Origin of the sequence: Pseudonocardia autotrophica (assembly GCF_003945385.1) — a bacterium.
Lineage (GTDB): Bacteria > Actinomycetota > Actinomycetes > Mycobacteriales > Pseudonocardiaceae > Pseudonocardia > Pseudonocardia autotrophica.
This window is the reverse complement of the sequence record NZ_AP018920.1, coordinates 1540041-1563732: the sequence shown is the minus strand read 5'-3', so window position 1 is coordinate 1563732 and position 23692 is coordinate 1540041. Positions and strand designations below refer to the sequence as shown.

Genomic DNA, 23692 nt, shown 5'->3' with positions numbered 1-23692 from the left:
GGCTGTCCATCGTGCCCCGTCGGTTGCTCCCCGCACTCGCCGCCCTCACCGCCGCCCTCGCCCTCGTCGCCGGCTGCGGCTCCGGTCCCGCCGCGGACGGGACCGGACCGGCCGCCGCCGACGGCGCCTTCCCGGTCACCGTGCCCACCGCGTTCGGCGACGTGACGATCCCCGAGCAGCCACAGCGGGTGGTCGCGCTGGGCTGGAGCGACGCCGAGACCGCGCTCGCGCTGGGCGTCGAGCCGGTCGGCGCGGCCGACTGGCTCGCCATCGGCGACGACGGCCTCGGGCCGTGGGTGCCGCAGAACTACACGACTCCGCCGACCGTGCTGGGGACCCTCGAGGTCGATCTGGAGGCGGTCGCCGCGCTGGAGCCGGATCTGATCCTCGACACCAGAGCCGCCGGCACCCGGGACCGCTACGACCGGCTGAACCAGCTCGGGGTGCCGGTCGTCGGGATCCCGGCCGGCGGCGAGAACTACCTGACCACCTGGCGCGACCAGCTCCGGACGGTCGGTGCCGCCCTCGGCCGGGCCGAGCAGGCCGGGCAGCTGCAGGACGACCTGGAGCAGCGGTTCGCCGACGCCCGTGCCCAGCACCCGCAGCTGGCCGGCGCCACCGTCGTGTCGGGCGCACGCAACACCCTCGGTGAGTACGCCGCCTACACCGCGGGCTCCGGCCGGGTCACCTTCCTGGAGGAGCTCGGCATGGCCCTCGCACCGCAGATCGCCGCGCTGCCCACCGAGGGCTTCTCCACGCCGATCTCGCGGGAGCGGATGAACCTGCTCGACGCGGACGTCACCGTGATGCAGCCGATCGGCAAGGACGCCACCGAGATCGAGAACGACCCGCTGTGGCAGGCGGTCCCGTCGGTCTCCGCCGGACGCGGGGTGCTGCTGTCCGACCGGGACGTGTCGCAGGCCTTCTCGGCCGCCTCGGTGCAGGGGTGGACCTACGCGCTCGAGCGGACCGTGCCCCGCCTCGCAGATGCGGCGACCGCGGCTCCGTGACCGCACTGCGGGACACGCAGGCCGCGGCCGTACCGGGGCGCCGGGGCCGGGTCCGGCGCACCGCGCTGCTGCTCGTGGTGCTGCTGGCCGGGGCGGTCGCGGCGAGCATGCTCGTCGGCGCCGGGCACCTCCCACCGGCGGTCGTCGCCGACGCCCTGTTCGGTGACGGCCCGGTGACCCCGCAGAGCCTGGTGGTCACCGATGTGCGGCTGCCCCGCACCGTGCTCGCCGTACTCGCCGGGGCTGCGCTCGGGGTCGCGGGCGTGCTCGCCCAGGGGATGACGCGCAACCCGATCGCCGAACCCGGGCTGCTGGGACTGAACAGCGGTGCCGCGCTCGCCGTCGTGCTCGCGATCGGCCTGTTCGGGGTGTCGACACTGACCGGCTACGTGTGGTTCGGCTTCGCCGGCGCAGCGCTGGCCGCGGTCGTCGTCGGCGGGGTCGCCGGGATCGGGCGCAGTGGCACCGTGTCCCCCGCCGCGCTGGCGCTGGCCGGGGCGGCGGTCGCGGCCGGGCTCGGCTCGGTGATCACCGTGTTCCTGCTGACCAATCCCGCCCTGTTCGACGACTACCGGTTCTGGCAGGTCGGTTCGGTCGCCGGCCGGGACCTGTCGATAGCAGCCCAGGCGGCCCCGTTCATCGTGGCCGGGCTCGTCATCGCGCTGACCTGCGGGCCGCGCCTCAACGCGCTGGCGCTCGGCGACGACGTCGCCCGCTCGTTCGGTCGCCGCCCGGGCGCCGACCGGCTGGTCTGCGGGATCGCGCTCGTCCTGCTGGCCGGGGCGGCGACGGCAGCGGCCGGGCCGATCGCCTTCGTCGGGCTCGCCGTGCCGCACCTGTTGCGCGGGCTGACCGGTCCCGACCACCGCACCCTGCTCCCGCTGGCGTTGCCGGCGGGCCCGGCGCTGCTGCTGCTCGCCGACGTGCTCGGGCGGGTCGTCATTCCGCCCGGCGAGGTGCAGGCCGGGGTGGTCACCGCGGTGATCGGCGCTCCGCTGTTCGTGGCTCTGGTGCGCCGCAGACGGGTCGTCCGGTGAGCACGCCGCAGGGAGGTCGCCCGGTGGAAGCACCGCAGGCGGGTCGCCCGGTGAGCACGCCGCAGGCGGGTCGCCCGGTGGAAGCACCGCAGGCGGATCGTCCGGTGGATGCACCGCAGGCCGCCCCTCTCGCCCGGCCGGGGGGCGCACCGCCGCACGATGCCGGCGGCACCGGCCGGGAAGACGCCGGCGTCCTGCGCGGGCTGCGCGCCCGGCGCCGGCGCCGACTACTGGTGTCCGGGGCGGCGATCGCCGCGGCGGTGGTGATCGCGTTCGTCGTGACGCTCTCGGTCGGTGCGCGACCGGTCGCCCCGCTCGACGTGCTGGCCGCGCTGACCGGATCGGCGTCACCGGGCACCGAGCTCGTCGTGCTGCGGCTGCGGCTGCCGCGGGCACTGACCGCCCTCCTGGTCGGCACCGCGCTGGGGCTGGCCGGGGCGTTGTTCCAGCGGCTGCTGCGCAACCGGCTCGCCAGCCCGGACATCATCGGGATCAGCGCCGGAGCGAGCGCCGCCGCCGTGGCAGGCACCGTGCTGCTGGGGCTGTCCGCGACCGGCGTCTCGGTCGCGGCGGTGCTGGGCGCGCTGGCGACGACCGCGCTGATCCTGGCCCTGACCCACCGCGACGGCCTGCACGGTGTCCGGTTCGTACTGGTCGGTGTCGGGATCGGCAGCGGCCTGCTGGCGGTGGTGTCGTTCCTGATGATCCGCGCGTCGCTGACCAGTGCGCAGGAGAACCTGGTGTGGCTGACCGGTAGCGTCAACCAGGCCGACTGGTCCCGGACGGTCCCGTTGACCGTGGCCTGCGCGGCGCTGGTGCCCGCCGCGCTGGTGCTGGCCCGGGCGCTGCCGCGGCTCGAGCTCGGGGACGACACCGCCACCGCGCTCGGGCTGCCGGTCGGGCGGGTCCGGCTCGCCCTGATCGCGGTCGGTGTCCTGCTGGTCGCCGCCGCCGTCGCCGCGGCCGGGCCGGTGTCGTTCGTCGCGCTGGTCTGCGGCCCGCTCGCGACCAGGGCGGCCGGCCCGGGCCGCGGCTCGCTCCCGCACGCCGCCGGTATCGGTGCGCTGCTGGTACTCGCCTCCGACCTGGTGGCCCGCTACCTGGTCGCCGACGTCGCGCTGCCGGTCGGTGTGGTCACCGGCGCGATCGGCGCGCCCTATCTGCTCCTGCTGCTGGCCCGAGCCCGGACGAGGGGAACGACATGAGCCTGACCGCGGATGACCTGGTCCTGCGCTACGACGACCGGGTGGTCGTCGACGGTCTGACCGTCCGGCTGCCACCCGGGCGGATCACCGCGATCGTCGGGCCGAACGCCTGCGGCAAGTCCACCCTGCTGCGCGGCCTGGGCCGGATCATCGGCCCGGCCGCCGGGCACGTCGCCCTCGACGGCACCGATCTGCGCGAGATCGGCGGCCGCGAGCTGGCCCGCCGGCTGGGCCTGCTCCCGCAGTCCCCGGTCGCGCCGGACGAGATCACCGTGGCCGATCTCGTCGAGCGCGGCCGTTCCCCGCACCAGGGTTGGTTCGGCGGGCGGGCCGGCACCGACGACGACGCCGTCGCCGCCGCGATGCGCGCGACCGGGGTGCTGGAGTTGGCCGCCCGCCCGGTGGACGAGCTGTCCGGTGGGCAACGGCAACGGGTGTGGATCGCGATGGTCCTCGCCCAGGACACCGGGGTGCTGCTGCTCGACGAGCCGACGACCTTCCTCGACATGACGCACGCCGTCGAGGTGCTGGACCTGCTCGTCGACCGCAACCGGTCGGAGGGGACGACGGTCGCCGTCGTCCTGCACGATCTCAACCTGGCCTGCCGCTACGCAGACCACCTGATCGCGATGCGGGACGGCGCCGTGGTCGCCGAGGGCCCACCGGCGACCACGATGACCGTCGATCTCGTCCGCCGGGTGTTCGCGATGGAGTCGCAGGTGGTGCCGGACCCGGTGACCGGGACGCCGATGGTGGTCCCGGCCGGGCGGCACCACCCGGTACCCGGCCACGGCGGGCCGGGCCTGCGCACCGAGGACGAGCTGCGCGAGGTGGTCGCCGAGCCGCACCCGCTGGTGCTGGACAAGTCCGCCACCCGGATCGACGAGGTGGCGGCCCGCTTCATCGGTGCCGCGACGCTGACCTTCCTGGGGACGGTCGGTCCGTCCGGGTCGGTCACGGTCACCCCGCGCGGCACCCCGGCGGCCGACGGCGCGCGGATCCTGGACGGCGGGCGGCAGCTCGCGCTGCCGGAGCGGCCGGGCAACCGGCGGCTGGACAGCCTGCGCAACCTGCTCGTCCGGCCCGGCGTCGGGCTGACCTTCTGCGTGCCCCGGCTGGACCACGTGCTGCGGGTCAACGGGCACGGCCGGGTGGTGCGCGATCCCGAGGTGCTCGGGCTGTGGCCGGATCCTCCGCAACTGGCGATCGTCCTCGACGTCGAGGAGACGTTCGTGCACTGCGGCCGAGCGCTGCGCACCTCCGGGGCGTGGCGCCCCGAGGACTGGGCCGACCCGGCGGGAATCCCCGGCTCGAAGGAGCTGTCCGGGGCCGCCCGGGCGACCCGCGACTGAGCTACGCGGTGGCGAAGGCCCCCAGCACCCGGTCCGGGCGGATCCCCGCGAAGTGCGACTGCCAGATCTCGTAGTAGAGGAACTCCTCCTCGCTGCGCAGCGGCCAGGAGTGTTCGGGATGGTGGGGCACGCTCCGGGTCTCCCCCGACTCCCGCGCCGCCTCCGCCTTCCGGGCGGCCAGGCCGGCGAGCACGGTGCCCGCCCCGGAGCCGTCGCCGAACTGCTCCTTGCCACGCCACAGCAGGTCCTCGGGGAGCCAGCCCTCGAACGCCTCGCGCAGGATCGCCTTCTCGGGGCGCCCGTCCGGGCACTGCTTCCACTCCGGCGGCAGCGCCAGCGCGGCGCGGACCAGCCCGGAGTCCAGGAACGGCTCGCGGGCCTCCAGCCCGAAGTACATCGTGGTGCGGTCGCAGCGCTGCAGGTTGAGATGGTGCAGCTGCTCCAGCGACCGGACGAGCTCGGCCTGCAGGGTGTCCGGGTCGGCGTACTCGGGCCCGTGGGTGTAGGCGTAGCCGGCGAACAGCTCGTCGGCGCCTTCCCCGGTCAGCACGACCTTGACCGTCTTCGCCGCCTCGCGGGCCAGGATCAGGTTCGGCACCGCGCTGCGGACCAGCGCCGGGTCATAGTGCTCGATGACCTCGACGGCGTGGTCGAGCGCCTGTCCGATGTCCTCCGGGGTCACCAGGATCTCGTGGTGGTCCGAGCCGATGTGCGCGGCGACCTTGCGGGCCGCGATCAGGTCGCCGGAGTCCTCGGTGCCGACGGCGAAGGTCGGCAGCTGCTCACCACGGGCCCGGGCCTCCTGCGCGGCGATCGCGGCGACCAGCGCCGAGTCCAGCCCGCCGGAGAGGAACACGCCCACCCCGACGTCGGACATCATCCGGCGGCGCACCGCGGAGATGACGGCCTCGCGGACCCGGGACAGGTCGGCGTCGTCCCAGCCGGGCCGGATGGCGCGCCGGGCCGGGCGGACCTCCACCGGCACCGACTCGGCGAACCGGACGAGCCCGGACGACGGGCTCCACAGGCAGCCGGGCGGGAACGACTCGACGTAGGGCCGGTCGGACTCGTCGAAGGCCCGCAGCTCGCTGGCGAACAGCACGGTCGCGTGCGGGTCCGGGTCGGTGTAGGGCACCGTGTCGCCCGCGCCGTCGGCGAGCTGGGTCGGAGGCACCCAGTAGAGCGGCTTCACCCCGAACGGGTCCCTGGCGACCAGCGCCGATCCGTCGTTGCGGCCCATCGCGACGGCGAACATTCCGTTCAGCGAGGCGACGGCGACCTGCCCGTCCCACATCACCGCGTGCAACGCGGCCTCGGTGTCGGACTTGGTGCGCACCGTGCCGTCCGGGAACGCCTTGCTGATCCGCTCGTGGTTGTAGATCTCACCGTTGCCGACGATCCAGGCCGTCTCGGCCGCGTCGGACATCGGCTGGTGACCACCGCTGACGTCCATGATCGACAGCCGCTGGTGGCCGAGCCAGGAGTTCCCGACCACCTGGATCCCGGTGTCGTCGGGGCCGCGGTGCGCCACCCTGGCGAGCATCCGCTCGTACTTGTCGGTGTCCTTCGGTCTGCCCACTGCTGTCCCGCCGAACGCGGCGACGATCCCGCACATGCGGTCGATGGTGCCACGTCCGGTTGGGAGCGCATGTCGCTTGTGCATGATCGAGGTGTGAGTTCGGACTCTGAAATGCGTTTCCGGGTCGTCCCGAATTGCCCTGTCGCGCCGGTGTTCGTACGGTCGGGGACTGGCCGGACGGCCCCTCGTCGTTGTCGACCGCCGTCGACTCACCAGGACCGCCCCTGCTCGGGACGGGAGGAGCCACCCGGCCTGCGGACCACGGCGCGGAGACCCCGCGCACCGGAGACGACCTACGGGGGGCGGACCCAGTGAGCACGGCAGCGCACGACGGACAACAGGACCGGCACAAGGTCGTGATCGTCGGCGGTGGGTTCGGCGGCGTCCAGGCCGCCAAGGCACTCAAGGGCGCCGACGTCGACATCACCATCGTCGACCGCACCAACCACCATCTCTTCCAGCCGCTGCTCTACCAGGTCGCGACCGGGATCCTGTCCCCAGGCCTGATCGCCCCCGCGCTGCGCCGGGTACTCAAGAAGCAGCGCAACGTGCGGACCCTGCTCGCCGAGGTCGGTGAGATCGACCTGGAGGCCAAGGTCGTACAGGCGGCCGCCCCGGACGGTCAGCGCATCGACCTGCCCTACGACACCCTGGTGGTCGCCGCGGGCGCCACGCACGCCTACTTCGGGCACCCCGAGTGGGCCGAGCACGCCCCCGGCATGAAGACCATCGAGGACGCCCGGCTGCTGCGCTCGCGGATCCTCGGCGCCTACGAGCTGGCCGAGGTCGCCGGCGACCAGGCCGAGCAGCAGGCCTGGATGACCTTCGTGGTCGTCGGCGCCGGCCCGACCGGCGTCGAGCTGGCCGGTCAGCTCTCCGAGCTGGCCCGGCACGTGCTGCCCCGCGAGTACCGGGCGATCGACACCCGCTCGGCGCGAATCATCCTGCTCGACGCCGCGCCCGCCGTGCTGCCGCCGTTCGCGAAGAAGCTGCAGAAGTACACCCGGAAGACCCTGGAGCAGAAGGGCATCGAGGTCCGCCTGAACACGATGGCGACCGGTATGGATGCCGACTCCATCACCGTCAAGGGCCCGAACGGCGAGGAGCGGATCACCGCGCGCACCAAGGTGTGGGCGGCCGGGGTGCAGGCCTCCCCACTGGCCGAGCTGCTCGCCAAGGCGTCCGGCTCGGAGATCGACCGGGCCGGCCGGCTGTCGGTCGACCCGGACTGCAGCCTGCCCGGGCGCACCGACGTCTTCGCCGTCGGCGACATGGTCTCGACCATCGACCGGCTGCCGGGCGTCGCGCAGGTCGCGATGCAGCAGGGCACCTACGTCGGCAAGTTGATCGCCGCCCGGGTCAAGGGCGACGACACCACCCCGGCCCCGTTCCGCTACTTCGACAAGGGGTCGATGGCCACCATCGGCGCCCGCGAGGCCGTCGCGGACGTCCGCGGCGTCAAGTTCACCGGCTGGCTCGGGTACCTGATGTGGTGCTACGTGCACGTCGCCTTCCTGATCGGCTGGGGCAACCGGCTCGGCACCCTGTTCAACTGGGTCCGGTCGCTGCGCTACGCCCGTTACCGCGGGCACCGGCTGATCAGCGTCACCGCCTCCTACGACCGCTCGCTGGACCCGCAGGATGTCGCGGTCGACTCGGCGCACCCGCACGAGAACGTCGAGCACCGGCCCGAGATCGATCCGAACGCCACGTCCGGCACCGGGCGGCGCCCGGCCTGATCCACACCGGGCGGCGCCCCGGCTCGGCCCGCCCTGGGCCGCGACCGGCCCCCTCCCACACCGGGAACGCACGGACGACCTGCACGTCCGGGCGTTCCCGGCGGCCGTGCGCCGTGGCACCGTGACCGGGTGACCCCGGCCATGCAGACACTCATGCGCGACATCGCGCGGACCTGGGACGACGTCGTCACCGGACTGCACGAGCGACGCGACACCGGCCCGGCGGCCGCGGTGCTCGCCGAGGACGTCGTCTGGACCGAGCTGCCGACCGGTGCCGGCGGCACCGGCCGGGCCCCGGTGCTCGCCCACCTCGACGCCGTGGCGGGGGCGCTGCCCGGCGGATGGGCGCGTACCCGCGTCTCCCGCACGCTGGACGTGCGCCGGATCGCCGACGAGGTCCGGTTCGGCTTCGTGCACGACCGCGAGCTGCCCTGGCTGCTGCCGGGCACGCCCCCCACCGGCAGGCCCGCCGAGGTGACCGCGGTGCAGCTGGTGCGGGTGCGGCAGGGCCGGATCGAGGAGGTGCGGACGCTCTGGGACGTCGCCGGCCTGCGCTCCGCGCTCGGGCTCCGCGATCCGGGAGAGCTTTCATGCCGCTGACCTGCGGCAACAGAGTTCACCAATCCGGTGCGACAGACGGTCGCCCGGCTGCGACGAGCAGTGCCCGACCAGGCCCGACACGCCCTGTGGAGGGGGTTCTCGCAGGTCGTGACGGTGTCTCTGCCAGTCTGTACCGCGATCCGCGATACCAATCCGCCCCGGAACGGGGCGCGTGGAACCGAGAGGAGGCGTCAGCGATGGCTCTGCCCACACTGACCCCGGAACAGCGCGCCGAGGCACTCAAGAAGGCGGCCGCCGCGCGCACCGCCCGCAAGGAGCTCCGCGACAAGATCGCCAGTGGCGAGGAGACCATCCCCGCGGTTCTGGGTCGCGCGAAGACCGATCAGATCGTCGGCAAGACCAAGGTCGCCGATCTGCTCAAGAGCGTCCCGGGCTGGGGCCCGGCGAAGGTCTCGAAGGTGATGGAGGAGGCCGGTATCGACGCGTCGCGTCGGGCCGCCGGTCTCGGCGAGCGTCAGCGTGCTGCGCTGATCGAGAAGGTCGGCTGAGCCGCACCCCTCGCTCTCGCGACGACCCGGCCCGCAGCATGCGGTCCGGGTCGTCGCGCGTCCGGGGGTGGTGACCCGCCCGCGCGGGGCACCGGTGGTGTTTGACAGGCTTCGGCCGTGCAGCACGAGGTCGAGGTCGAGCCCGGCGTGACCGTGTGGGTCGAGGACCTCCCGCCGGTCGAGGGCGCGGCGCCCGCGGCACCGATGCTGCTCGTGGCCGGCGGCGACGAGACCGGCCTGGGCCGCTGGCCCGATCCGCTGGTCGATCTGCTGCGCGCCCGGCACCGGGTGATCCGCTACGACCATCGCGACACCGGGCGCTCGGCGCACCGGTTCGACGAGCACCCGTACCGGCTCGCCGATCTCGCCGACGACGCGTTGCGGGTGCTGGACGCCTGCGGGATCGACCGGGTGCACGCCGTCGGTGCGGCGCTGGGCGGGGAGCTGGTGCAGCTGCTCGCGCTCGACCACCCCGATCGGCTGGTGAGCGCCGCGTTGCTGGCTACGACGGCCCTGGAGACGGCTGCGCCGGAAACGGCTGCTCCGGAGACAGCTGATCCGTACACAGCTGGTCCGTACACAGCTGGTCCGGAGCCGGCTGGTCCGGACACGAGTGCGCTGGAAACGGCTGCCCCGGCGACGGCTGACCCGGACCCGGACCCGGCCGATCCGGCCGATCCGGCGATGCCCGTTCCCGGCCCGTCCGCCGCCGCGCTGCCCGGTCCGTCCCGCGACGTCCTGCGGATGCGGCAGGAGGTGCAGGACCCACGCGACGAGCGCGGCGAGCTGGCCTGGCGGGTCGAGTTCCGGCGCCGGCTGTGCGGCGGCGTGCTGCCGTTCGACCGGGCCGAGCACGCCGCCCTGGAACGGGCGGTGCTGGCGCACTCCGGCCGGATCGAGCCGTCCACCGCGCACGCCGCCGAGGCCGATCCCGTCGGGCTCGACCGCGGCGCCGAGCTCGGCGCGATCACGGTGCCGACCCTGGTCGTCGAGGCGCCCGAGGACCCGGTGTACCCGCCGCCGCACGCGCGGTCGCTGGCCGCGCGGATCGGCCGGGCCGCGCGGACGGTCACGATCGAGGGCATGGGGCACCTGCTGCCCGCCGTCGTGCACGAGCCGTTGGCCGCGCTGCTGCTGGATCACGCGGCCGGGGCCGGGGAGCCGGTGACCTCTCAGCCGACCCAGCGGTAGCGGCGTTCCGGGCGCCCGGTGCCCCCGTAACGCAGCCGCACCGTCACCACCCCGGTGGAGACGAAGTGCTCCAGGTAGCGGCGCGCGCTGACCCGGGACAGCTCGGCGGCCTCCGCGCACTCCGACGCCGACAGGTCGTCGCCGTGCTCGCGCAGGGTGCGCGCCACCAGCTCGGCGGTCGGCGTGGTGAGGCCCTTCGGCATCCGCTCCCGGCCACCGGCCGCCCCGCCGGCCGGTACCGCCGCCCCGCCGCCGAAGATCCGGTCGATGTCGGACTGGTCGCGGACCCGGTCCAGGTCGCGCCGGATCCGGGAGGCCCGGTGCACCTGAGCAGCCAGCGCCGCCGAGTCGAACGGCTTCACCAGATAGTGCAGCGCTCCGCCGTGCAGCGCGGCCGCGACCGTGTCCGGATCGTCGGCCGCCGTCACGACCAGTACGAACGGGTCGTCCGGCATCCCGGTGCGGAGCCGGGACAGCACCTCGATGCCGGACATGTCGGGCAGGTAGACGTCGAGCAGCACCAGATCGGGACGCAGCTGCGCGGCCAGCTCCAGTGCCTCCTCGCCGCGGTGCGCCACCGCGACGACCGTGCAGCCCTCGATCCGCTGCACGTAGCCGGAGTGCACCTTGGCGACCATGAAGTCGTCGTCGACGACGAGCACCTTCACGTCCGCACCTCCATCGGCTGCAGCGGCAGCAGCGCCGCGAACACCGCACCGGGCGGCCCCTGCCCGGTGTCGCGCACGGCGATCGTGCCACCCCGCCGCAGGCACGCCTGACGGGCCAGTGCCAGGCCGAGCCCGCGACCGCCGATCTCCGCGGCCTTGGTGCTGAACCCGGCCCGGAACACCTCCTCGGCGAGCCCGGTCGCGACACCGGGCCCGGAGTCGCGGACCTCGACCCGCACGGCCTCGGAGCCGCCGCCGGCCAGCCCGATCTCGACCCGGCGCACCGATCCCGGCGGCGTCGAGGCGGTCGCGTCCACCGCGTTGTCGATCAGGTTGCCCAGCACCGTCACCAGGTCGGCGGACAGGTCCGGATCGCGCTCCGGGTCGGTCGGGGCGAGCCGGGTGCCCGCGGCCAGCTCCAGCGTCACGCCCCGCTCGGCGGCCTGGCTGCTCTTCGCGACCAGCAGTGCCGCCGTCGACGGGTCCCCGACCCGGGTCGAGACCTCGCGGCGCCAGCCCTCCGAGGCCGCGACGATCCCGGACACGAACCGGCGCACCTCGTCGTGTTCGCCGAGCTCGGTCAGCCCGGCGATGGTGTGCAGCCGGTTCGAGAACTCGTGCGCCTGGGCCCGCAGCGTGTCGGTGACGGTGTGCGAGGCGTCCAGCCGGTGCTGCAGCGTGGTGAGCTCGGTCCGGTCCCGCAGCGTGACCACGGCGCCCACCTCCCGGCCGTCGAGGCGGACCGGCATCCGGTTGAGCACCAGCGCGCGGGCCCCCCGCAGCACCAGCTGGTCCTCCCCGGCCGCCGCGCCGGTGAGCACCTCGCGGAGCCGGTCGTCGAGCCCCAGTTCGTCGACGTGCTCGCCGGGCCGGGCCGCCGGGAGCTCGAGCAGCTCCCGGGCGACCGGGTTGAGCAGGGTGATCCGGTCGGCCGTGTCCAGCCCGACGACGCCCTCCTTGATCCCGAGCAGCATCGCCTCCCGGCGCTGCACCAGCTCGACGATCTCGTCCGGCTCCAGCCCGAGTGTCTGCCGCCGGACCCGGCGGGCCAGCAGCAGCGAGCCCGCGACGCCGATGCCCAGTGCGAGCCCGAGCAGGGTCACCGACTCGGCCCGGGCCCCGGCCAGGTACGACCACAGTGCGGGCGCCCGGATCCCGGCCGAGACCAGCCCGACGACGGTGCCGTCGTCGCCGATCACCGGAACCTGCGCGACGACCGTGCGGCCGTCCTGCTCACCGATCCAGGCACGCCCGGCGGGCGCGGTGCTGGCCCCGGGATCGAACTGCCTGCGCTCGCGCGCCGGGTCCGGTGAGGTCCGCACCACCAGGTCGGCGTCGACGATCTCGATCCGGTCGGCCCCGGACAGGTTCTCCGCGCTGCGCGCGAACGACGGCAGCAGATCGTGCCGGCCGGTCTGCAACGCCGACCGCACGGTCGGGACGGACGCGACGTCCTCGGCGACCGACAGCATCCGGCGGCCCTGGGTCTCGGAGAACGAGTCCGCCGACTGCACCGCGGCCAGTGCGGCCACCGCGCCGAGCAGCAGCGCGACGACGACCAGCTGCCACACCAGGAACTGGCGTGCCAGCGGGCCGCCCGCCCCGCCGGTGCGCCGTCGCATGCGCCGAGCCTATTGCGCCGCCCGTTCGCGAGGGCAGCGACCGTCGCGGCAGAATGCGGGCCGGACGGGACCGGGGGGTGCGATGGGCCGGAGACGGTGGCTCGCGGCACTCGTCGTGGCGCTCGCCTGCCTCGCCGTCGCACCGGCCGTCCCGGCCGTGCGGGATCTGTTCACCCCCGGCCCCGGGGCACCGCACGGGCTGCGGATGCTCGTCCCGAACGTCCCGGGCGGTGGGTTCGACGTGACCGCCCGCAGCACCGCCAAGGCACTGGCCGACACCGGGCTGTCCGATCCGGTGGAGGTGTTCAACCTGCCCGGTGCCGGTGGCGTCGCCGGGCTGGGGCGGCTGGTGAACGAGACCGGCAACGACCGGTTGCTGCTGAGCATGGGGCTCGGCGTGGTCGGTGCGGTCGCCTCCCAGGACTCGCAGGTGACCCTGGCGGACACCACGCCGATCGCCCGGCTCGTCGAGGAGTCCGAGATCGTCGTCGTCGCGGCCGGCTCGCCGTTGCGCGACGTGCACGACCTGATCGACACCTGGCGCGCCGATCCGGCGGCGCTGCGGGTCGGCGGCGGCTCGACCGGCGGCGGCCCCGACCACCTGGCGACGATGCTGCTGGCCGAGGGCGCCGGCATCCCGCCGGAGCAGGTCGACTACGTCAGCCACGACGGCGGCGGGGCGCTGCTGGCCGGCGTACTCGCCGGGGAGGTCGCGTTCGGGGTCTCCGGGATCGGCGAGTTCGCCGACCAGATCGGCACCGGCTCCCTGCGGGCGCTCGCCGTGACCGCCGACGAGCGGGTCCCCGGGCTGGCCGTGCCGACCCTGCGCGAGTCCGGTGTGGACGTCGAGTTCAGCAACTGGCGCGGCGTCGTCGCGCCGCCCGGGCTCGACCCGGACGCGCGAGCCGCACTGGTGGAGCTGTTCGCCCGGTTACGGGAGACCCCGCAGTGGCAGGAGGTGCTGCGGGCCAACGGCTGGCAGGACGTCTGGCTGCCCGGCGAGCCGTTCGGGGACTTCCTGCGCGCCGAGGACGAGCGGGTGGCCGGGATGCTGGACCGGATGGGGCTCACCGCGCCGTGAGCCCCGGGCGGCGCCTCAGGTGCCGGGCTGCGGCACCGGAACCTGCGCCCCGCTCCGGACGATCGAGAGCAGCGCCTCACGGAAGCGGTCGGTGCCGTCCGGATCGACGAACCGGCCGATGTCGTAACCGGCCGCCGAGTTCGGCCCTGACCGTTCCACGACGGGGCACTAGTCCCCCGCGAGCAGCTCCACCGGGACGTCGACCACCCGGCTGCGCAGGTACTCGCCCAGTCCCTTGGCCTGCGGGTCCGGCCGGGTCGAGGAGGCGACCCCGTCGCCGAGCAGCCCGTGCACGACGACGTTCACCGCGCGCAGGTTCGGCAGGTCGAACACCTCGACGTCGAGCTCCGCGGCCTCCGTGCCGAGCAGCTCGCGGATCCGCCGCGGGGTGAGGAACGACCTGAGCCAGGCGTGCCCGGCGTCGTCACGGGCCCAGATCCCGATGTTGGCGTCGCCGCCCTTGTCCCCGGACCGGGCGCCGGCGACCGTGCCGAGCGGGACCCTCCTGGTCTCCCCCTTGCTCTGCGCACCTCCCCGGGGCGACGCCGTGACCTGCGGTTGCACCGGGCCGGACGTGGGCGGGTCGGCGACCGTCCGGCGGGTCCCGTCGGGCAGCACCACGGTGTGCGTCACCGCGGCGCGGGGCACCGCTGCCGGCCGGTAGATCCCGAACGCGGTCGCGTCGGTCGGCGGGGTGCTGGTGTGGAACCCGGCGTACCCGCCGAGCGCGAGCTGCACGATCGCATTCGAGAAGGCCCGTCCGACCAGCCGCCGGTCGGCGCCCTTCACGGTGATCCGCAGGTGCGCGGTCGCCTCCGGGTCGGACCCGGCGTCGGGTCGGTCGAAGCGCAGCAGCCGGACGTCGACGTCGTCGAAGGCCTCCCGGTCGAGGATCCCGAACAGCAGCTCCTCCGCCCAGGCCGCCTTGGCCTCGACGTCGAGACCGGTCAGCACCATCGTCATCGTGTTGCGGTACCCGCCGACGGCGTTGAGTGCGACCTTCAGGGTGTCCGGCGGCGGGCTGCCGCGCACCCCGCTGATCGCGACCCGGTGCGCACCGGCCTGCTCCAGCCGGATCGTGTCGAAGTGCGCGGTGACGTCCGGTCCGAGGTAGCCGGGCGGGCCGATCTCGTAGAGCAGCTGCGCGGTGACGGTGCCGACGGACACCAGGCCGCCGGTGCCGTCCGGCTTGGTGATCACCGAGCTGCCGTCGGCGGCGACCTCGGCGATCGGGAAGCCTGGACTGCGGCGGTCGGTGATCTCGTGCAGGAACGGGTAGTTGCCGCCGGTCGCCTGCGGGCCGCACTCGATCACGTGCCCGGCGACGACGGCGCCGGCCAGCGCGTCCCAGTCGTCGTGCGCCCAGCCGTGCCACCAGGCGGCTGGTCCGACGACCAGCGAGGCGTCGGTGACCCGGCCGGTGACGACGACGTCGGCGCCGGCGGTGAGTGCCTCGGCGATCCCCCTGGCACCGAGGTAGGCGTTCGCCGAGACCGGAGTCCCGTCCACCGGCGGGACGATCGCGGACAGGTCCCCGCGCAGGTCGTCGCCCTCGACGTGCGCGACCCGCACCGTGATCCGCTGCGCCGCGGCGACCTCTCGGACCGCGTCGGCCAGCCCGGCCGGATCCAGCCCGCCGGCGTTGGCGACGATCCGGATGCCCCGGTCGACGCAGCCGCCGAGGATCTGCTCGACCTGGGTGAGGAACGTCCGCGCGTAGCCGACGCCGCCGTCGCGGGCCTGCGCCTTGGCCAGGATCAGCATGGTCAGCTCGGCGAGGTAGTCGCCGCAGACGACGTCGACCTCCCCCGCCTCGACCATCTCCCGGGCGGCGTCGATCCGGTCGCCGTAGAAGCCGGAGACGTTCCCGATCCGCACCGCTCTGCGCGCCTCTGCTCTGCTCACCCGAGCGCACCCCGTTCCCGTCCGGTGCCGGCTGCCCCGGCGAAGGCCTGCGCGATCTCCAGCCAGGCGGTCGCGGCCGGACCGGTGACCGTGAGATCGACGTCGTCGCGGTGCCGGCGCTGTGTGACGGCCAGGCAGAAGTCGAGCGCCGGGCCGGTGACCCGGTCGGCGGCGTCCTCGGGACCCCAGCTCCAGATGTCGCCGCCGGGGCCGGTGAGCTGCACCCGGATCGGCTCGTCCGGGACCGGACGGTCGTGCGCGGCGAAGCTGAACGCCCGCGCGCCGACCCCGATGTGCGCCACGTGCCGCAGCCGGTCGGTGGGCTCGCGGACGATCCCGAGCGTGTCGGCGACGTCCTGACCGTGCGCCCAGGTCTCCATGATCCGCGCGGTCAGCGACGACGCCGCGCTCATCGGCGGCCCGAACCACGGCACCCGCAGGCCCGGTTCGAGCCCGCCGAAGACCTCGACCAGCCGTCCGCGGGCGTCGTCGAACCAGCTCAGCAGCGTCGCACCGGACAGCTCCCGGTACGACGCGGCGATCGTGTCCGGGTCGATCCCGCCGTCGGCGACGATCCGCTCCCGCTCGGCGACGAACCCGTCCGGGTCGAGGGCCGAGCGGATCGCGACGTCGTCGAAGTGCGCGAGGTGCGAGACCTGGTCGGCGATCGTCCAGCCGGCGGCCGGGGTGTCCCGGCGCCAGTCCGGCTCCCTCAGCGGCGCGAGCAGCTCCCGCAGCACCACCGACTCGGCGGCGAGATCGTCGGCGAGTGCCGCCATCGAGACCGGCATTCAGGCTCCTTCCCGGGCCGCGGTGCGGCGCTCACGAGGCACCGCGGGCCCCTCCTGCGCGCCGACCGGGGTGGACGGCGCGGTGCGAGCCGGCGCGCTCACCGGAACCGCTCCCGCAGGGTCGGCCGGTCCAGCTTCCCGCTGCCGGTGCGCGGCAGCTCCTCGACGACCTCGATCCGCCGGGGCCGGGCGATCCCGCGCAGGTCCGGATGGGTGGCACACCAGGCGGCGATCTCGTCGGCGGTGATCCCGGCCCGGTTCGGGACGACGACCGCGGTGACCTGCTCCACCCAGCGCTCGTGCGCGGTGCCGATCACCGCGACCTCGGCGAGATCGGGATGCGCTGCCAGGTGCTCCTCGACCATCTGCGGGAACACGTTCTCCCCGCCGGAGACGATCATGTCGTCGATCCGGTCGGTGTAGTAGAGGTAGCCGTCGTCGTCGCGGGACACCAGGTCGCCGGTGCGGAACCAGCCGCCGCTCCAGCGCTGTGCGGTCAGCTCCGGCAGGTTCCGGTAGCCGGGGGTGACGGCGTCGCCGCGCACCCACAGCTCGCCGACCTCGCCGGGACCGGTGACATCCGATCCGGTCGCCGGGGACACCAGCCGGGTCTGCACGACCTGCTCCAGCGGGCGTCCCATCGATCCTGGCCGGCGCTCCTCGCCGGGCGCGTAGGACACGACCAAGCCACTCTGCTCGGTCTGGCCGTAGATCTCGGTGCCCTCGATTCCGGTGCCGTCGCGGAGCCGGTCGATCGCCGCCGTCGGGGTGCGCGAGCCGCCGAACATGCAGATCCGGAACGAGTCCAGCACGACCGGCGCGTCCACCGTCCGGTTCCCGACGTCGATCATCATCGTCGAGATCAGCCCGCCGTAGGTGGGCCGCAGCCGCTGTGCGAGATCCAGCCAGACCAGTGCGTCCCAGCGCGGCATGAAGGTGATCCGGCCGCCGCGGGCCAGCACCGGCAGGCTCGCCAGCTGCAGGCCGCCGACGTGGAACAGCGGCATGCAGTTGAGCACGTGGTCGTCGGCGGTCAGCCGGTAGAGGTCGATCACGCCCTCGACCTGTGCCCAGGTGTTGCGGTGCGTCTGCCGGACGCCCTTGGGTACGCCGGTGGAACCGGAGGTGTACATGACCAACGCGTCGTCGCCGTCCAGCCGGGGTGTCACGCCGGGCGCCGGCTGCGCGCCGGTGATCGCGGCGTCGAACGCCGGGCCCAGGGTGAGCAGCTCGACGCCCGGTGCGAGCCCGCGGACCCGCTCGACCTCGGACTCGGGCAGCACCAGCAACTCCGCCCCGGAGTCGGTGATCGCGTGCCGCAGCGCGGCGTCCGGGAACAGCGCGTTCAGCGGGACGGCGACCGCGCCCGCCTGCCAGGTACCGATCAGCCCGGCCAGGTAGTCGGGATGGTTGGGCAGGAAGAAGCCGATCCGGTCGCCGACGGCGGTGCCGCGACCGTGCAGGTGGCCGGCGAACCGGGCGGCCCGCTCGGCGAGCTCGGCGTAGCTGGTCTCGGCGTCGTCCAGGGCCACCGCCGTCGACGACGGGTGGTCGGCCGCGGCGCGGCGCAACAGGGTCGCGATGTTCATCCCATGATCCCCGTCTCGGGAGTGTGGCGGCTCGGTACGGGCACGTGCACTCCCAGGACGCGGATCATGACCCGGGCTCCTCGACCACGGCCAGTACCTGCCCGGAGTCGACCTGGTCGCCGGGCGTGACCCGCAGCTCGCCGAGGACGCCGTCCGCGGGCGCGGCGATCGTGTGCTCCATCTTCATCGCCTCCAGCACGACGAGTGGCTGCCCGGCGGTGACCTCGTCGCCCACCGCGGCGTGCACCCGGGCCACCGATCCCGGCATCGGCGCGAGCAGCGATCCCGCCCGGGTGATCGCGTTCGGGTCGGCGAACCGGGGCACCTCGTGCAGCGCCACCGAGCCGTCCGGCCCGTCCACGTAGGACACACCGTCGGCGCGGTGCACCCGGTGTATCCGCCGGATGCCGTCGATCTCCAGGACCACCGCGTCCGGCGTCACCGACACCGGTGTCGCGGCCAGCGGCTCGTCACCGATCCGCAGGTCCAGGCCGTCGCGCCGGAACCGGTAGGAGACCGGCAGCTCGCGCTCCCCCAGCCGGTAGGTGACCCGCTGGAACGCGCCGCCGACGTTGCGCCAGCCGGACGGCATCCCGGCCAGCACCCGTGCGCTACTCCGGTGCGACGCCTGCGCGGCCAGCGCCGCGGCGGCGGCGTGCCGGTGCCCGTCGCCGGACAGTGTGCCCGCGCCGAGCGCGACCGGATCGTGCCGCACCAGGAACCCGGTGTCGGTGTCGCCGGCCAGGAACTCCGGCGAGCGCAGGATCCCGACGAGCAGGTCCCGGTTGGTGGTGACACCGTGCAGCGCCGCCCCGGACAGCGCCCGGCCCAGCGCGCGGGCGGCACCGGTGCGGGTGGGCGCGTGCGCGATCACCTTGGCCAGCATCGGGTCGTAGTGCGGGGAGACGACCGAGCCGGTGCCGACACCGGAGTCGACCCGGACCTCGCCCGGCACGTCGAACCGGTGCAGTGTCCCGGTCGCCGGGAGATAGCCGTCTGCGGTGACGTCCTCGGCGTAGAGCCGGGCCTCGATCGCGTGCCCGGTGATCGTCGCGTCGCGCACCTCGGGGCCGAGCGGCGCGCCCTCGGCGATCCGCAGCTGCTGCTCGACCAGGTCCAGCCCGGTGACCAGCTCGGTCACCGGGTGCTCGACCTGCAACCGGGTGTTGACCTCCAGGAAGAAGAACTCGCCCGCGCTGCCTGCGCTGCGCCCGTTCACGAGCACGAACTCGACGGTCCCGGCGCCGGTGTAGCCGATCGCCTTCCCGGCCGCGACGGCCGCCGCGCCCAGCTCGGCGCGCAGCGCCTCGGACACCGCGGGCGACGGGCACTCCTCGACGATCTTCTGGTGTCGCCGCTGGATCGAGCACTCGCGCTCGAACAGGTGCACCACCGCGCCGTGCGCGTCGCCGAGGATCTGCACCTCGACGTGCCGCGGATCGACCAGGTAGCGCTCCAGGAACACCAGCCCGTCGCCGAACGCGCCCGCCGCCTCGCGCCGGGCCGACTCCACGGCGTCCGCCAGCGCGGCCGGATCGTCCACCACCCGCATGCCGCGCCCGCCGCCGCCGTAGGCGGCCTTGACCAGCAACGGGAACCCGATCCGCTCGCCGGCGGCCGCCAGGTCGGTCTCCGCGGTCACCGTGACGCCGGGCAGCACCGGCACCCCGGCGGCCTCCATCAACGCCTTCGCCTCGACCTTCGACCCCATTGCGGCGATCGCCTCCGGCGACGGCCCGACGAAGGTCAGTCCGGCCGCGGCGCAGTCCCGCGCGAAGCCCGCGTTCTCGGACAGGAACCCGTACCCGGGATGGACGGCGTCGGCGCCGGTCGCCAGCGCCGCGGCGATCACCAGGTCGCCGCGCAGGTAGGTGTCGGCCGGCGCGGTGCCGGGCAGGCGGACCGCCTCGTCGGCGTCGTGCACGAACCCGGCGCCGGAGTCGGCGTCGGAGAACACCGCGACCGTCCCGATGCCGAGCCGGTGCGCGGTGCGCTGCACCCGGGCGGCGATCTCGCCGCGGTTGGCGACGAGCAGTTTCTCGATCATCTCGGCGCTCACATCCGGAAGACGCCGAAGCCGCGGCGCCCCTCGATCGTCTGGTTGTGCACCGCGGACAGCGACATCCCCAGCACGGTGCGGGTGTCCCGGGGATCGACGATGCCGTCGTCGTAGAGCCGGGCGGTCACGTAGAACGCGTGCGACTCGGCCTCGATCTGCGACTCGATCGCGGCGGTGCGGGCCGCGTCGGCCGCCTCGTCGAACGGCTTGCCCTGGGACTGCGCGGACGCCCGCCCGACGATCGACAGCACCCCGGCCAGCTGCGCGGCGCCCATCACGGCGAGCTTCGCCGAGGGCCAGGCGAACATCAGCCGCGGGTCGTACGCGCGCCCGGACATGCCGTAGTTCCCGGCCCCGAACGACGACGCCATGTTGATCGTCAGGTGCGGCACCCGCGAGTTGGTCACCGCGTTGATCATCTTGGCGCCGTCCTTGATGATCCCGCCCTGCTCGTAGTCGGCGCCGACCATGTAGCCGGTGGTGTTCTGCAGGAAGACCAGCGGGGTGTCGGTCTGGTTCGCGAGCAGGATGAACTCGGTGGCCTTCTTCGCCTCCTCGCTGAACAGCACGCCGCGGTGGTTCGCGAGGACCCCGACCGGGTAGCCGTGCACGCTCGCCCAGCCGGTGACCAGCGAGGTGCCGTAGAGCTGCTTGTACTCGTCGAACTCGGAACCGTCGACGACCCGGGCCAGCACCTCCCGCGGGTCGAAGGGCACCTTCGACTCCGGTGGGAGCAGGCCGAGGATCTCCTCCGGGTCGTACAACGGGTCGATGGGCGGGTACGACGGGGCGGGCCCGTGCTTGCGCCAGTTGAACCGGGCGACGATCTCGCGGCCGATCCGGATCGCATCCGGCTCGTCGACGGCGAAGTGGTCGGACAGCCCCGAGACCCGGGAGTGCATCTCGGCACCGCCCAGCGACTCGTCGTCGGCGTCCTCCCCGGTGGCCATCTTGACCAGCGGTGGCCCGCCGAGGAACACCTTCGCGCCCTGGTCGACGAGCACCGCGTGATCGCACATGCCGGGCACGTACGCACCGCCCGCTGTGGAGTTGCCGAACACCAGCGCGACGGTCGGGATGCCCAGCGAGGACAGCTCGGTCAGCTCGTGGAAGATCCGCCCGGCGGGCACGAACAGCTCCGCCTGGGTGGGCAGGTCGGCGCCGCCGGACTCGACCAGGTTGATCACCGGGAGCCGGTTGAGCCGGGCGATCTCCAGCGCCCGCAGCGACTTGCGCAGCGAGTACGGGTTCATCGCACCGCCGCGCACGGTCGGGTCGTGCGCGATCACCATGCACTCGACGCCGGACACCACGCCGATCCCGGTGAGCAGCGACGCCCCGACGGTGAACCCGGTGCCCCATGCCGCCAGCGCGGACAGCTCCAGGAACGGCGAGTCCGGGTCGAGCAGCAGCTCCAGGCGTTCCCGGACCGGCAGCTTCCCGCGCTCGCGGTGCCGCGCGACGTACCGCTCGCCGCCGCCGGCGACGACCTTCGCCAGTTCCGCGTCGAGTGCGTCGATCGCGTCGAGCTGGCCGGCCCGGTTGCGCCGGTACTCCTCGCTCGTCGTGTCCAGTGCAGATCTCAGGACGGCCATGCCGGCTCCCTCCCCGGATGCGGCCGGGATCGTCGGTCAGTACGAGCGGGGCAGGCCCAGGCCGTGCTGGGCGACGTGGTTGAGGATCATCTCCCGGTTCACCGGCGCCACCTGCATCAGCCGCGCCATCCCCCAGTACGGGATGAGGCCGTACTCGCTGGCCAGGCCGTTGCCGCCGTGCGTCTGCATCGCGGCCTCGATCGCGTGCATCGCGGCCTCGGCGGCCGCGTACTTGGCCATGTTCGACTCCTCGCCCGCCGGCCGGCCGCGGTCGTGCAGCCAGGCCGCCTTGCGGGTCATCAGAGCCGCCAGCTCGGTCTCGATCCGGGCCTTCGCCAGCGGATGCGCGACGCCCTGGTGCGCCCCGATCGGGGTGCCCCACACCTGCCGGGTGCGGGCGTACTCGGCGGCCTTCGCCAGCGCGAACCGGGCGATGCCGACGCCGAGCGCGGCACCGGTGATCCGCTCCGGGTTGAGCCCGCGGAACACCTGCCGGAACCCGTCGCCCTCGGTGCCTACCAGATTCCCGGCGGGCACCCGGACGTCGTCGAAGTGCAGGACGTGCTGCTTGTCCGGTGCGATCAGGTCGACCGGGAGCGGGGTACGGGCCAGGCCGGGGGTGTCGACCGGGACGACGAACAGGCTGAGCTGCGCGCGGTCCGCGGCGTCCCGGCCGGTGCGGGCGACGACCAGCACGGCCTCGGCGTCGTCGGTGCCGGAGATGTAGTGCTTGGTGCCGTTGAGCACCCAGTCGTCGCCGTCGCGCTCGGCGCGCGTCGCCATCCGGTGGGTGTTGGAGCCCGCCTCCGGCTCGGTGATCGCGAAGACGACCTTGGTGGAGCCGTCGGCCAGGCCGGGCAGCCAGCGGCTGCGCAGCTCGTCGGAGCCGAACTCGCCGATCACCTCGGCCGAGATCGCCGCCGACACCAGGACGAGCAGCAGTGGGGCACCCTGCGCCGCGGCCTCCTCGCAGACGACGGACAGCTCGACCAGCCCGCCGCCCCCGCCGCCGTAGGCCTCGGCGACGTTCACCCCCAGGAAGCCGGCCTTTCCCATCGCCGACCACAGCTCGTGGGTGTGCTTGCCCTCGCGGGCGCACCGCAGGTAGTACTCGCTGCCGAACGAGCCCGCGATCGCCGACACGGCGGCCCGCAGATCGCGCTCCTCGTCGGTCTCGGTGAAGTCCACGCCGACTCCCCACCTCACATCGTGATCTCACGACATCGTGATCTCGGGACATAGTGATCTCGTGACGTAGTGATTTCGAGTTCACTCATGGCGGACACTACCGGTCGGCTGACATGCTGAGAAGATGGTCACGGAAACCCAGCACTCCGGCGGGGCCGTTCGCCGTCGCCGGGATCCGGACCGCGCCGAGCGCATCCTCGCCGCGGCGGCCAGGCTGGCCGCGGGGCGCGGGTTCCACACCGTCGGGATGACCGAGATCGGCGCCGAGGCGGGCATCGTCGGCTCCGGGATCTACCGGCACTTCGCCTCCAAGGAGGCGATCCTGGTCGCCCTGCTGGACCGTGGCATGGCCCGCCTCGAGGCCGGCGCCGCCGATGCGCTGGCCCGCGGCGACTCCGACGCGGAGGCGCTGTCCCTACTGGTCAGTGACCATGTGGCGGTGGCGCTCACGCATCGCTCCGAGCTCGCGGTCTATCACCGGGAGTCGCACACCCTGCCCGAGGACGAGCGGCGCTCGCTGCGGCGGCGCCAGCGCCACTACGTCGAGGACTGGGTGCACGTGCTCGGCCCGCTGCGCCCCGACCTGGCCGACGCCGAGCTCCGGCTAGCCGTGCACGCGGCCACCGGGGCGATCCAGTCGACGCTGTTCTTCCGCAGCGGCCTGGAGCCGGACCGGATGGCCGTGCGGCTCGTCGAGCTGGCGCACGGCTGCCTCGGTGTCCCGGTGGCTCGAGTGAATTCGAGATAACTCGTTCGCCGAGGGGCCCACGCGAGACAGCCTCGTCGACGCGAGCGGGTGTGCGGGGCGGGGCCGCGGGCTGCGCACCGGCTCCGGCGGCCGATGATCCGGGGCCCGCGCCGGGGCGGCGATGCTGGAGTTGCACAGCGCACGGTTGACAGCGGCGCCGCACCTCGGTTGTGTAGACGCGTGATCGCCTTCCTGCTGACGCGTCGCCGTCACGTCGATCACCA

Annotated in this window: 20 protein-coding genes; 10 read left to right on the top strand and 10 right to left on the bottom strand. The window is 74.0% G+C overall.

The features are described 5' to 3' along the window. The first annotated feature begins 11 nt into the window (after positions 1-11). From Pdca_RS07565 to Pdca_RS37765, 4 genes are all read left to right on the top strand, one after another. On the top strand, positions 12-1010 hold the full coding sequence (locus Pdca_RS07565) for an iron-siderophore ABC transporter substrate-binding protein (RefSeq protein WP_174824363.1): 999 nt from the start codon (positions 12-14) through the stop codon (positions 1008-1010). Then, positions 1007-2047, top strand: coding sequence for a FecCD family ABC transporter permease (locus tag Pdca_RS07560; protein WP_307724073.1), 1041 nt, complete (start codon positions 1007-1009; stop codon positions 2045-2047). Before Pdca_RS07565 ends, Pdca_RS07560 begins: the two co-directional genes overlap by 4 nt. A 104-nt stretch (positions 2048-2151) precedes the next feature. Beyond that, positions 2152-3252: a FecCD family ABC transporter permease gene (locus Pdca_RS07555; RefSeq protein WP_232021450.1), complete on the top strand. Its 1101-nt coding sequence runs from the start codon at positions 2152-2154 to the stop codon at positions 3250-3252. Continuing rightward, positions 3249-4604 carry an ATP-binding cassette domain-containing protein gene (locus Pdca_RS37765; RefSeq protein WP_085916068.1) on the top strand — a complete coding sequence of 452 codons (1356 nt, stop codon included), beginning with the start codon at positions 3249-3251 and terminating at the stop codon, positions 4602-4604. The genes Pdca_RS07555 and Pdca_RS37765 overlap by 4 nt, the downstream gene beginning before the upstream one ends. Before the next feature lies 1 nt (position 4605). On the opposite strand, the gene Pdca_RS07545 is transcribed toward Pdca_RS37765, so the two are convergent. Beyond that, positions 4606-6219 carry an asparagine synthase-related protein gene (locus Pdca_RS07545; RefSeq protein ID WP_174824364.1) on the bottom strand — a complete coding sequence of 538 codons (1614 nt, stop codon included), beginning with the start codon at positions 6217-6219 and terminating at the stop codon, positions 4606-4608. 275 nt (positions 6220-6494) lie between these two features. Between Pdca_RS07545 and Pdca_RS07540 the strand changes: the two genes are divergently transcribed. The 4 genes from Pdca_RS07540 (at position 6495) to Pdca_RS07525 (ending at position 10222) form a co-directional block, all read left to right on the top strand. Further along, positions 6495-7922: an NAD(P)/FAD-dependent oxidoreductase gene (locus Pdca_RS07540; protein WP_085916069.1), complete on the top strand. Its 1428-nt coding sequence runs from the start codon at positions 6495-6497 to the stop codon at positions 7920-7922. A gap of 129 nt (positions 7923-8051) precedes the next feature. Further along, positions 8052-8522: a nuclear transport factor 2 family protein gene (locus Pdca_RS07535; protein WP_085916070.1), complete on the top strand. Its 471-nt coding sequence runs from the start codon at positions 8052-8054 to the stop codon at positions 8520-8522. Between the two features lie 197 nt (positions 8523-8719). Then, complete coding sequence (mihF, locus tag Pdca_RS07530; protein WP_085916071.1) at positions 8720-9031, top strand: integration host factor, actinobacterial type; 312 nt, start codon at positions 8720-8722, stop codon at positions 9029-9031. Positions 9032-9148: 117 nt separating this feature from the next. Next, positions 9149-10222, top strand: a complete 1074-nt coding sequence (locus Pdca_RS07525) for an alpha/beta hydrolase (RefSeq protein ID WP_085916072.1) — start codon at positions 9149-9151, stop codon at positions 10220-10222. Here the strand turns inward: Pdca_RS07525 and Pdca_RS07520 are convergent. Both Pdca_RS07520 and Pdca_RS07515 read right to left on the bottom strand, forming a co-directional pair. Then, entirely contained in the window at positions 10204-10890 is a 687-nt protein-coding gene (locus Pdca_RS07520) for a response regulator (protein ID WP_085916073.1), read from the bottom strand. The two genes, Pdca_RS07525 and Pdca_RS07520, sit on opposite strands and share 19 nt — an antisense overlap. Beyond that, complete coding sequence (locus Pdca_RS07515) at positions 10887-12512, bottom strand: sensor histidine kinase (protein WP_085916074.1); 1626 nt, start codon at positions 12510-12512, stop codon at positions 10887-10889. The genes Pdca_RS07520 and Pdca_RS07515 overlap by 4 nt, the downstream gene beginning before the upstream one ends. 82 nt (positions 12513-12594) lie before the next feature. On the opposite strand from Pdca_RS07515, the gene Pdca_RS07510 reads away from it, so the two are divergent. Further along, entirely contained in the window at positions 12595-13593 is a 999-nt protein-coding gene (locus tag Pdca_RS07510; RefSeq protein WP_085916075.1) for a Bug family tripartite tricarboxylate transporter substrate binding protein, read from the top strand. 15 nt (positions 13594-13608) lie between these two features. Here the strand turns inward: Pdca_RS07510 and Pdca_RS35380 are convergent, their stop codons facing one another. From Pdca_RS35380 to Pdca_RS07480, 7 genes are all read right to left on the bottom strand, one after another. Beyond that, on the bottom strand, positions 13609-13752 hold the full coding sequence (locus Pdca_RS35380) for a hypothetical protein (RefSeq protein ID WP_158092326.1): 144 nt from the start codon (positions 13750-13752) through the stop codon (positions 13609-13611). A gap of 9 nt (positions 13753-13761) precedes the next feature. Next, the gene (locus Pdca_RS07505; protein WP_085916076.1) at positions 13762-15498 is read right to left on the bottom strand and encodes an acyclic terpene utilization AtuA family protein; all 1737 of its coding nucleotides are present in this window, start codon (positions 15496-15498) and stop codon (positions 13762-13764) included. Continuing rightward, positions 15495-16289, bottom strand: coding sequence for a TIGR03084 family metal-binding protein (locus tag Pdca_RS07500; RefSeq protein ID WP_085916077.1), 795 nt, complete (start codon positions 16287-16289; stop codon positions 15495-15497). The genes Pdca_RS07505 and Pdca_RS07500 overlap by 4 nt, the downstream gene beginning before the upstream one ends. Positions 16290-16387: 98 nt before the next feature. Further along, positions 16388-17878, bottom strand: coding sequence for a class I adenylate-forming enzyme family protein (locus tag Pdca_RS07495; RefSeq protein ID WP_085916078.1), 1491 nt, complete (start codon positions 17876-17878; stop codon positions 16388-16390). Positions 17879-17942: 64 nt separating this feature from the next. Continuing rightward, on the bottom strand, positions 17943-19925 hold the full coding sequence (locus tag Pdca_RS07490) for an acetyl/propionyl/methylcrotonyl-CoA carboxylase subunit alpha (protein ID WP_085916091.1): 1983 nt from the start codon (positions 19923-19925) through the stop codon (positions 17943-17945). A gap of 8 nt (positions 19926-19933) precedes the next feature. After that, positions 19934-21532: an acyl-CoA carboxylase subunit beta gene (locus Pdca_RS07485; protein ID WP_085916079.1), complete on the bottom strand. Its 1599-nt coding sequence runs from the start codon at positions 21530-21532 to the stop codon at positions 19934-19936. Between the two features lie 36 nt (positions 21533-21568). Next, positions 21569-22720, bottom strand: a complete 1152-nt coding sequence (locus Pdca_RS07480) for an acyl-CoA dehydrogenase family protein (protein ID WP_085916080.1) — start codon at positions 22718-22720, stop codon at positions 21569-21571. 124 nt (positions 22721-22844) lie between these two features. On the opposite strand from Pdca_RS07480, the gene Pdca_RS07475 reads away from it, so the two are divergent. Beyond that, positions 22845-23468: a TetR/AcrR family transcriptional regulator gene (locus Pdca_RS07475; protein ID WP_085916081.1), complete on the top strand. Its 624-nt coding sequence runs from the start codon at positions 22845-22847 to the stop codon at positions 23466-23468. The last annotated feature ends 224 nt before the right edge of the window (positions 23469-23692 follow it).

Coding starts and splice junctions, on each gene's coding strand:
- Pdca_RS37765 (WP_085916068.1), top strand. CDS start 3,249: ATGAGCCTGACCGCGGATGACCTGGTCCTGCGCTACGACGACCGGGTG.
- Pdca_RS07545 (WP_174824364.1), bottom strand. CDS start 6,219: ATGTGCGGGATCGTCGCCGCGTTCGGCGGGACAGCAGTGGGCAGACCG.
- mihF (WP_085916071.1), top strand. CDS start 8,720: ATGGCTCTGCCCACACTGACCCCGGAACAGCGCGCCGAGGCACTCAAG.
- Pdca_RS07515 (WP_085916074.1), bottom strand. CDS start 12,512: ATGCGACGGCGCACCGGCGGGGCGGGCGGCCCGCTGGCACGCCAGTTC.
- Pdca_RS07510 (WP_085916075.1), top strand. CDS start 12,595: ATGGGCCGGAGACGGTGGCTCGCGGCACTCGTCGTGGCGCTCGCCTGC.
- Pdca_RS07500 (WP_085916077.1), bottom strand. CDS start 16,289: ATGCCGGTCTCGATGGCGGCACTCGCCGACGATCTCGCCGCCGAGTCG.
- Pdca_RS07495 (WP_085916078.1), bottom strand. CDS start 17,878: ATGAACATCGCGACCCTGTTGCGCCGCGCCGCGGCCGACCACCCGTCG.
- Pdca_RS07490 (WP_085916091.1), bottom strand. CDS start 19,925: ATGATCGAGAAACTGCTCGTCGCCAACCGCGGCGAGATCGCCGCCCGG.
- Pdca_RS07485 (WP_085916079.1), bottom strand. CDS start 21,532: ATGGCCGTCCTGAGATCTGCACTGGACACGACGAGCGAGGAGTACCGG.
- Pdca_RS07475 (WP_085916081.1), top strand. CDS start 22,845: ATGGTCACGGAAACCCAGCACTCCGGCGGGGCCGTTCGCCGTCGCCGG.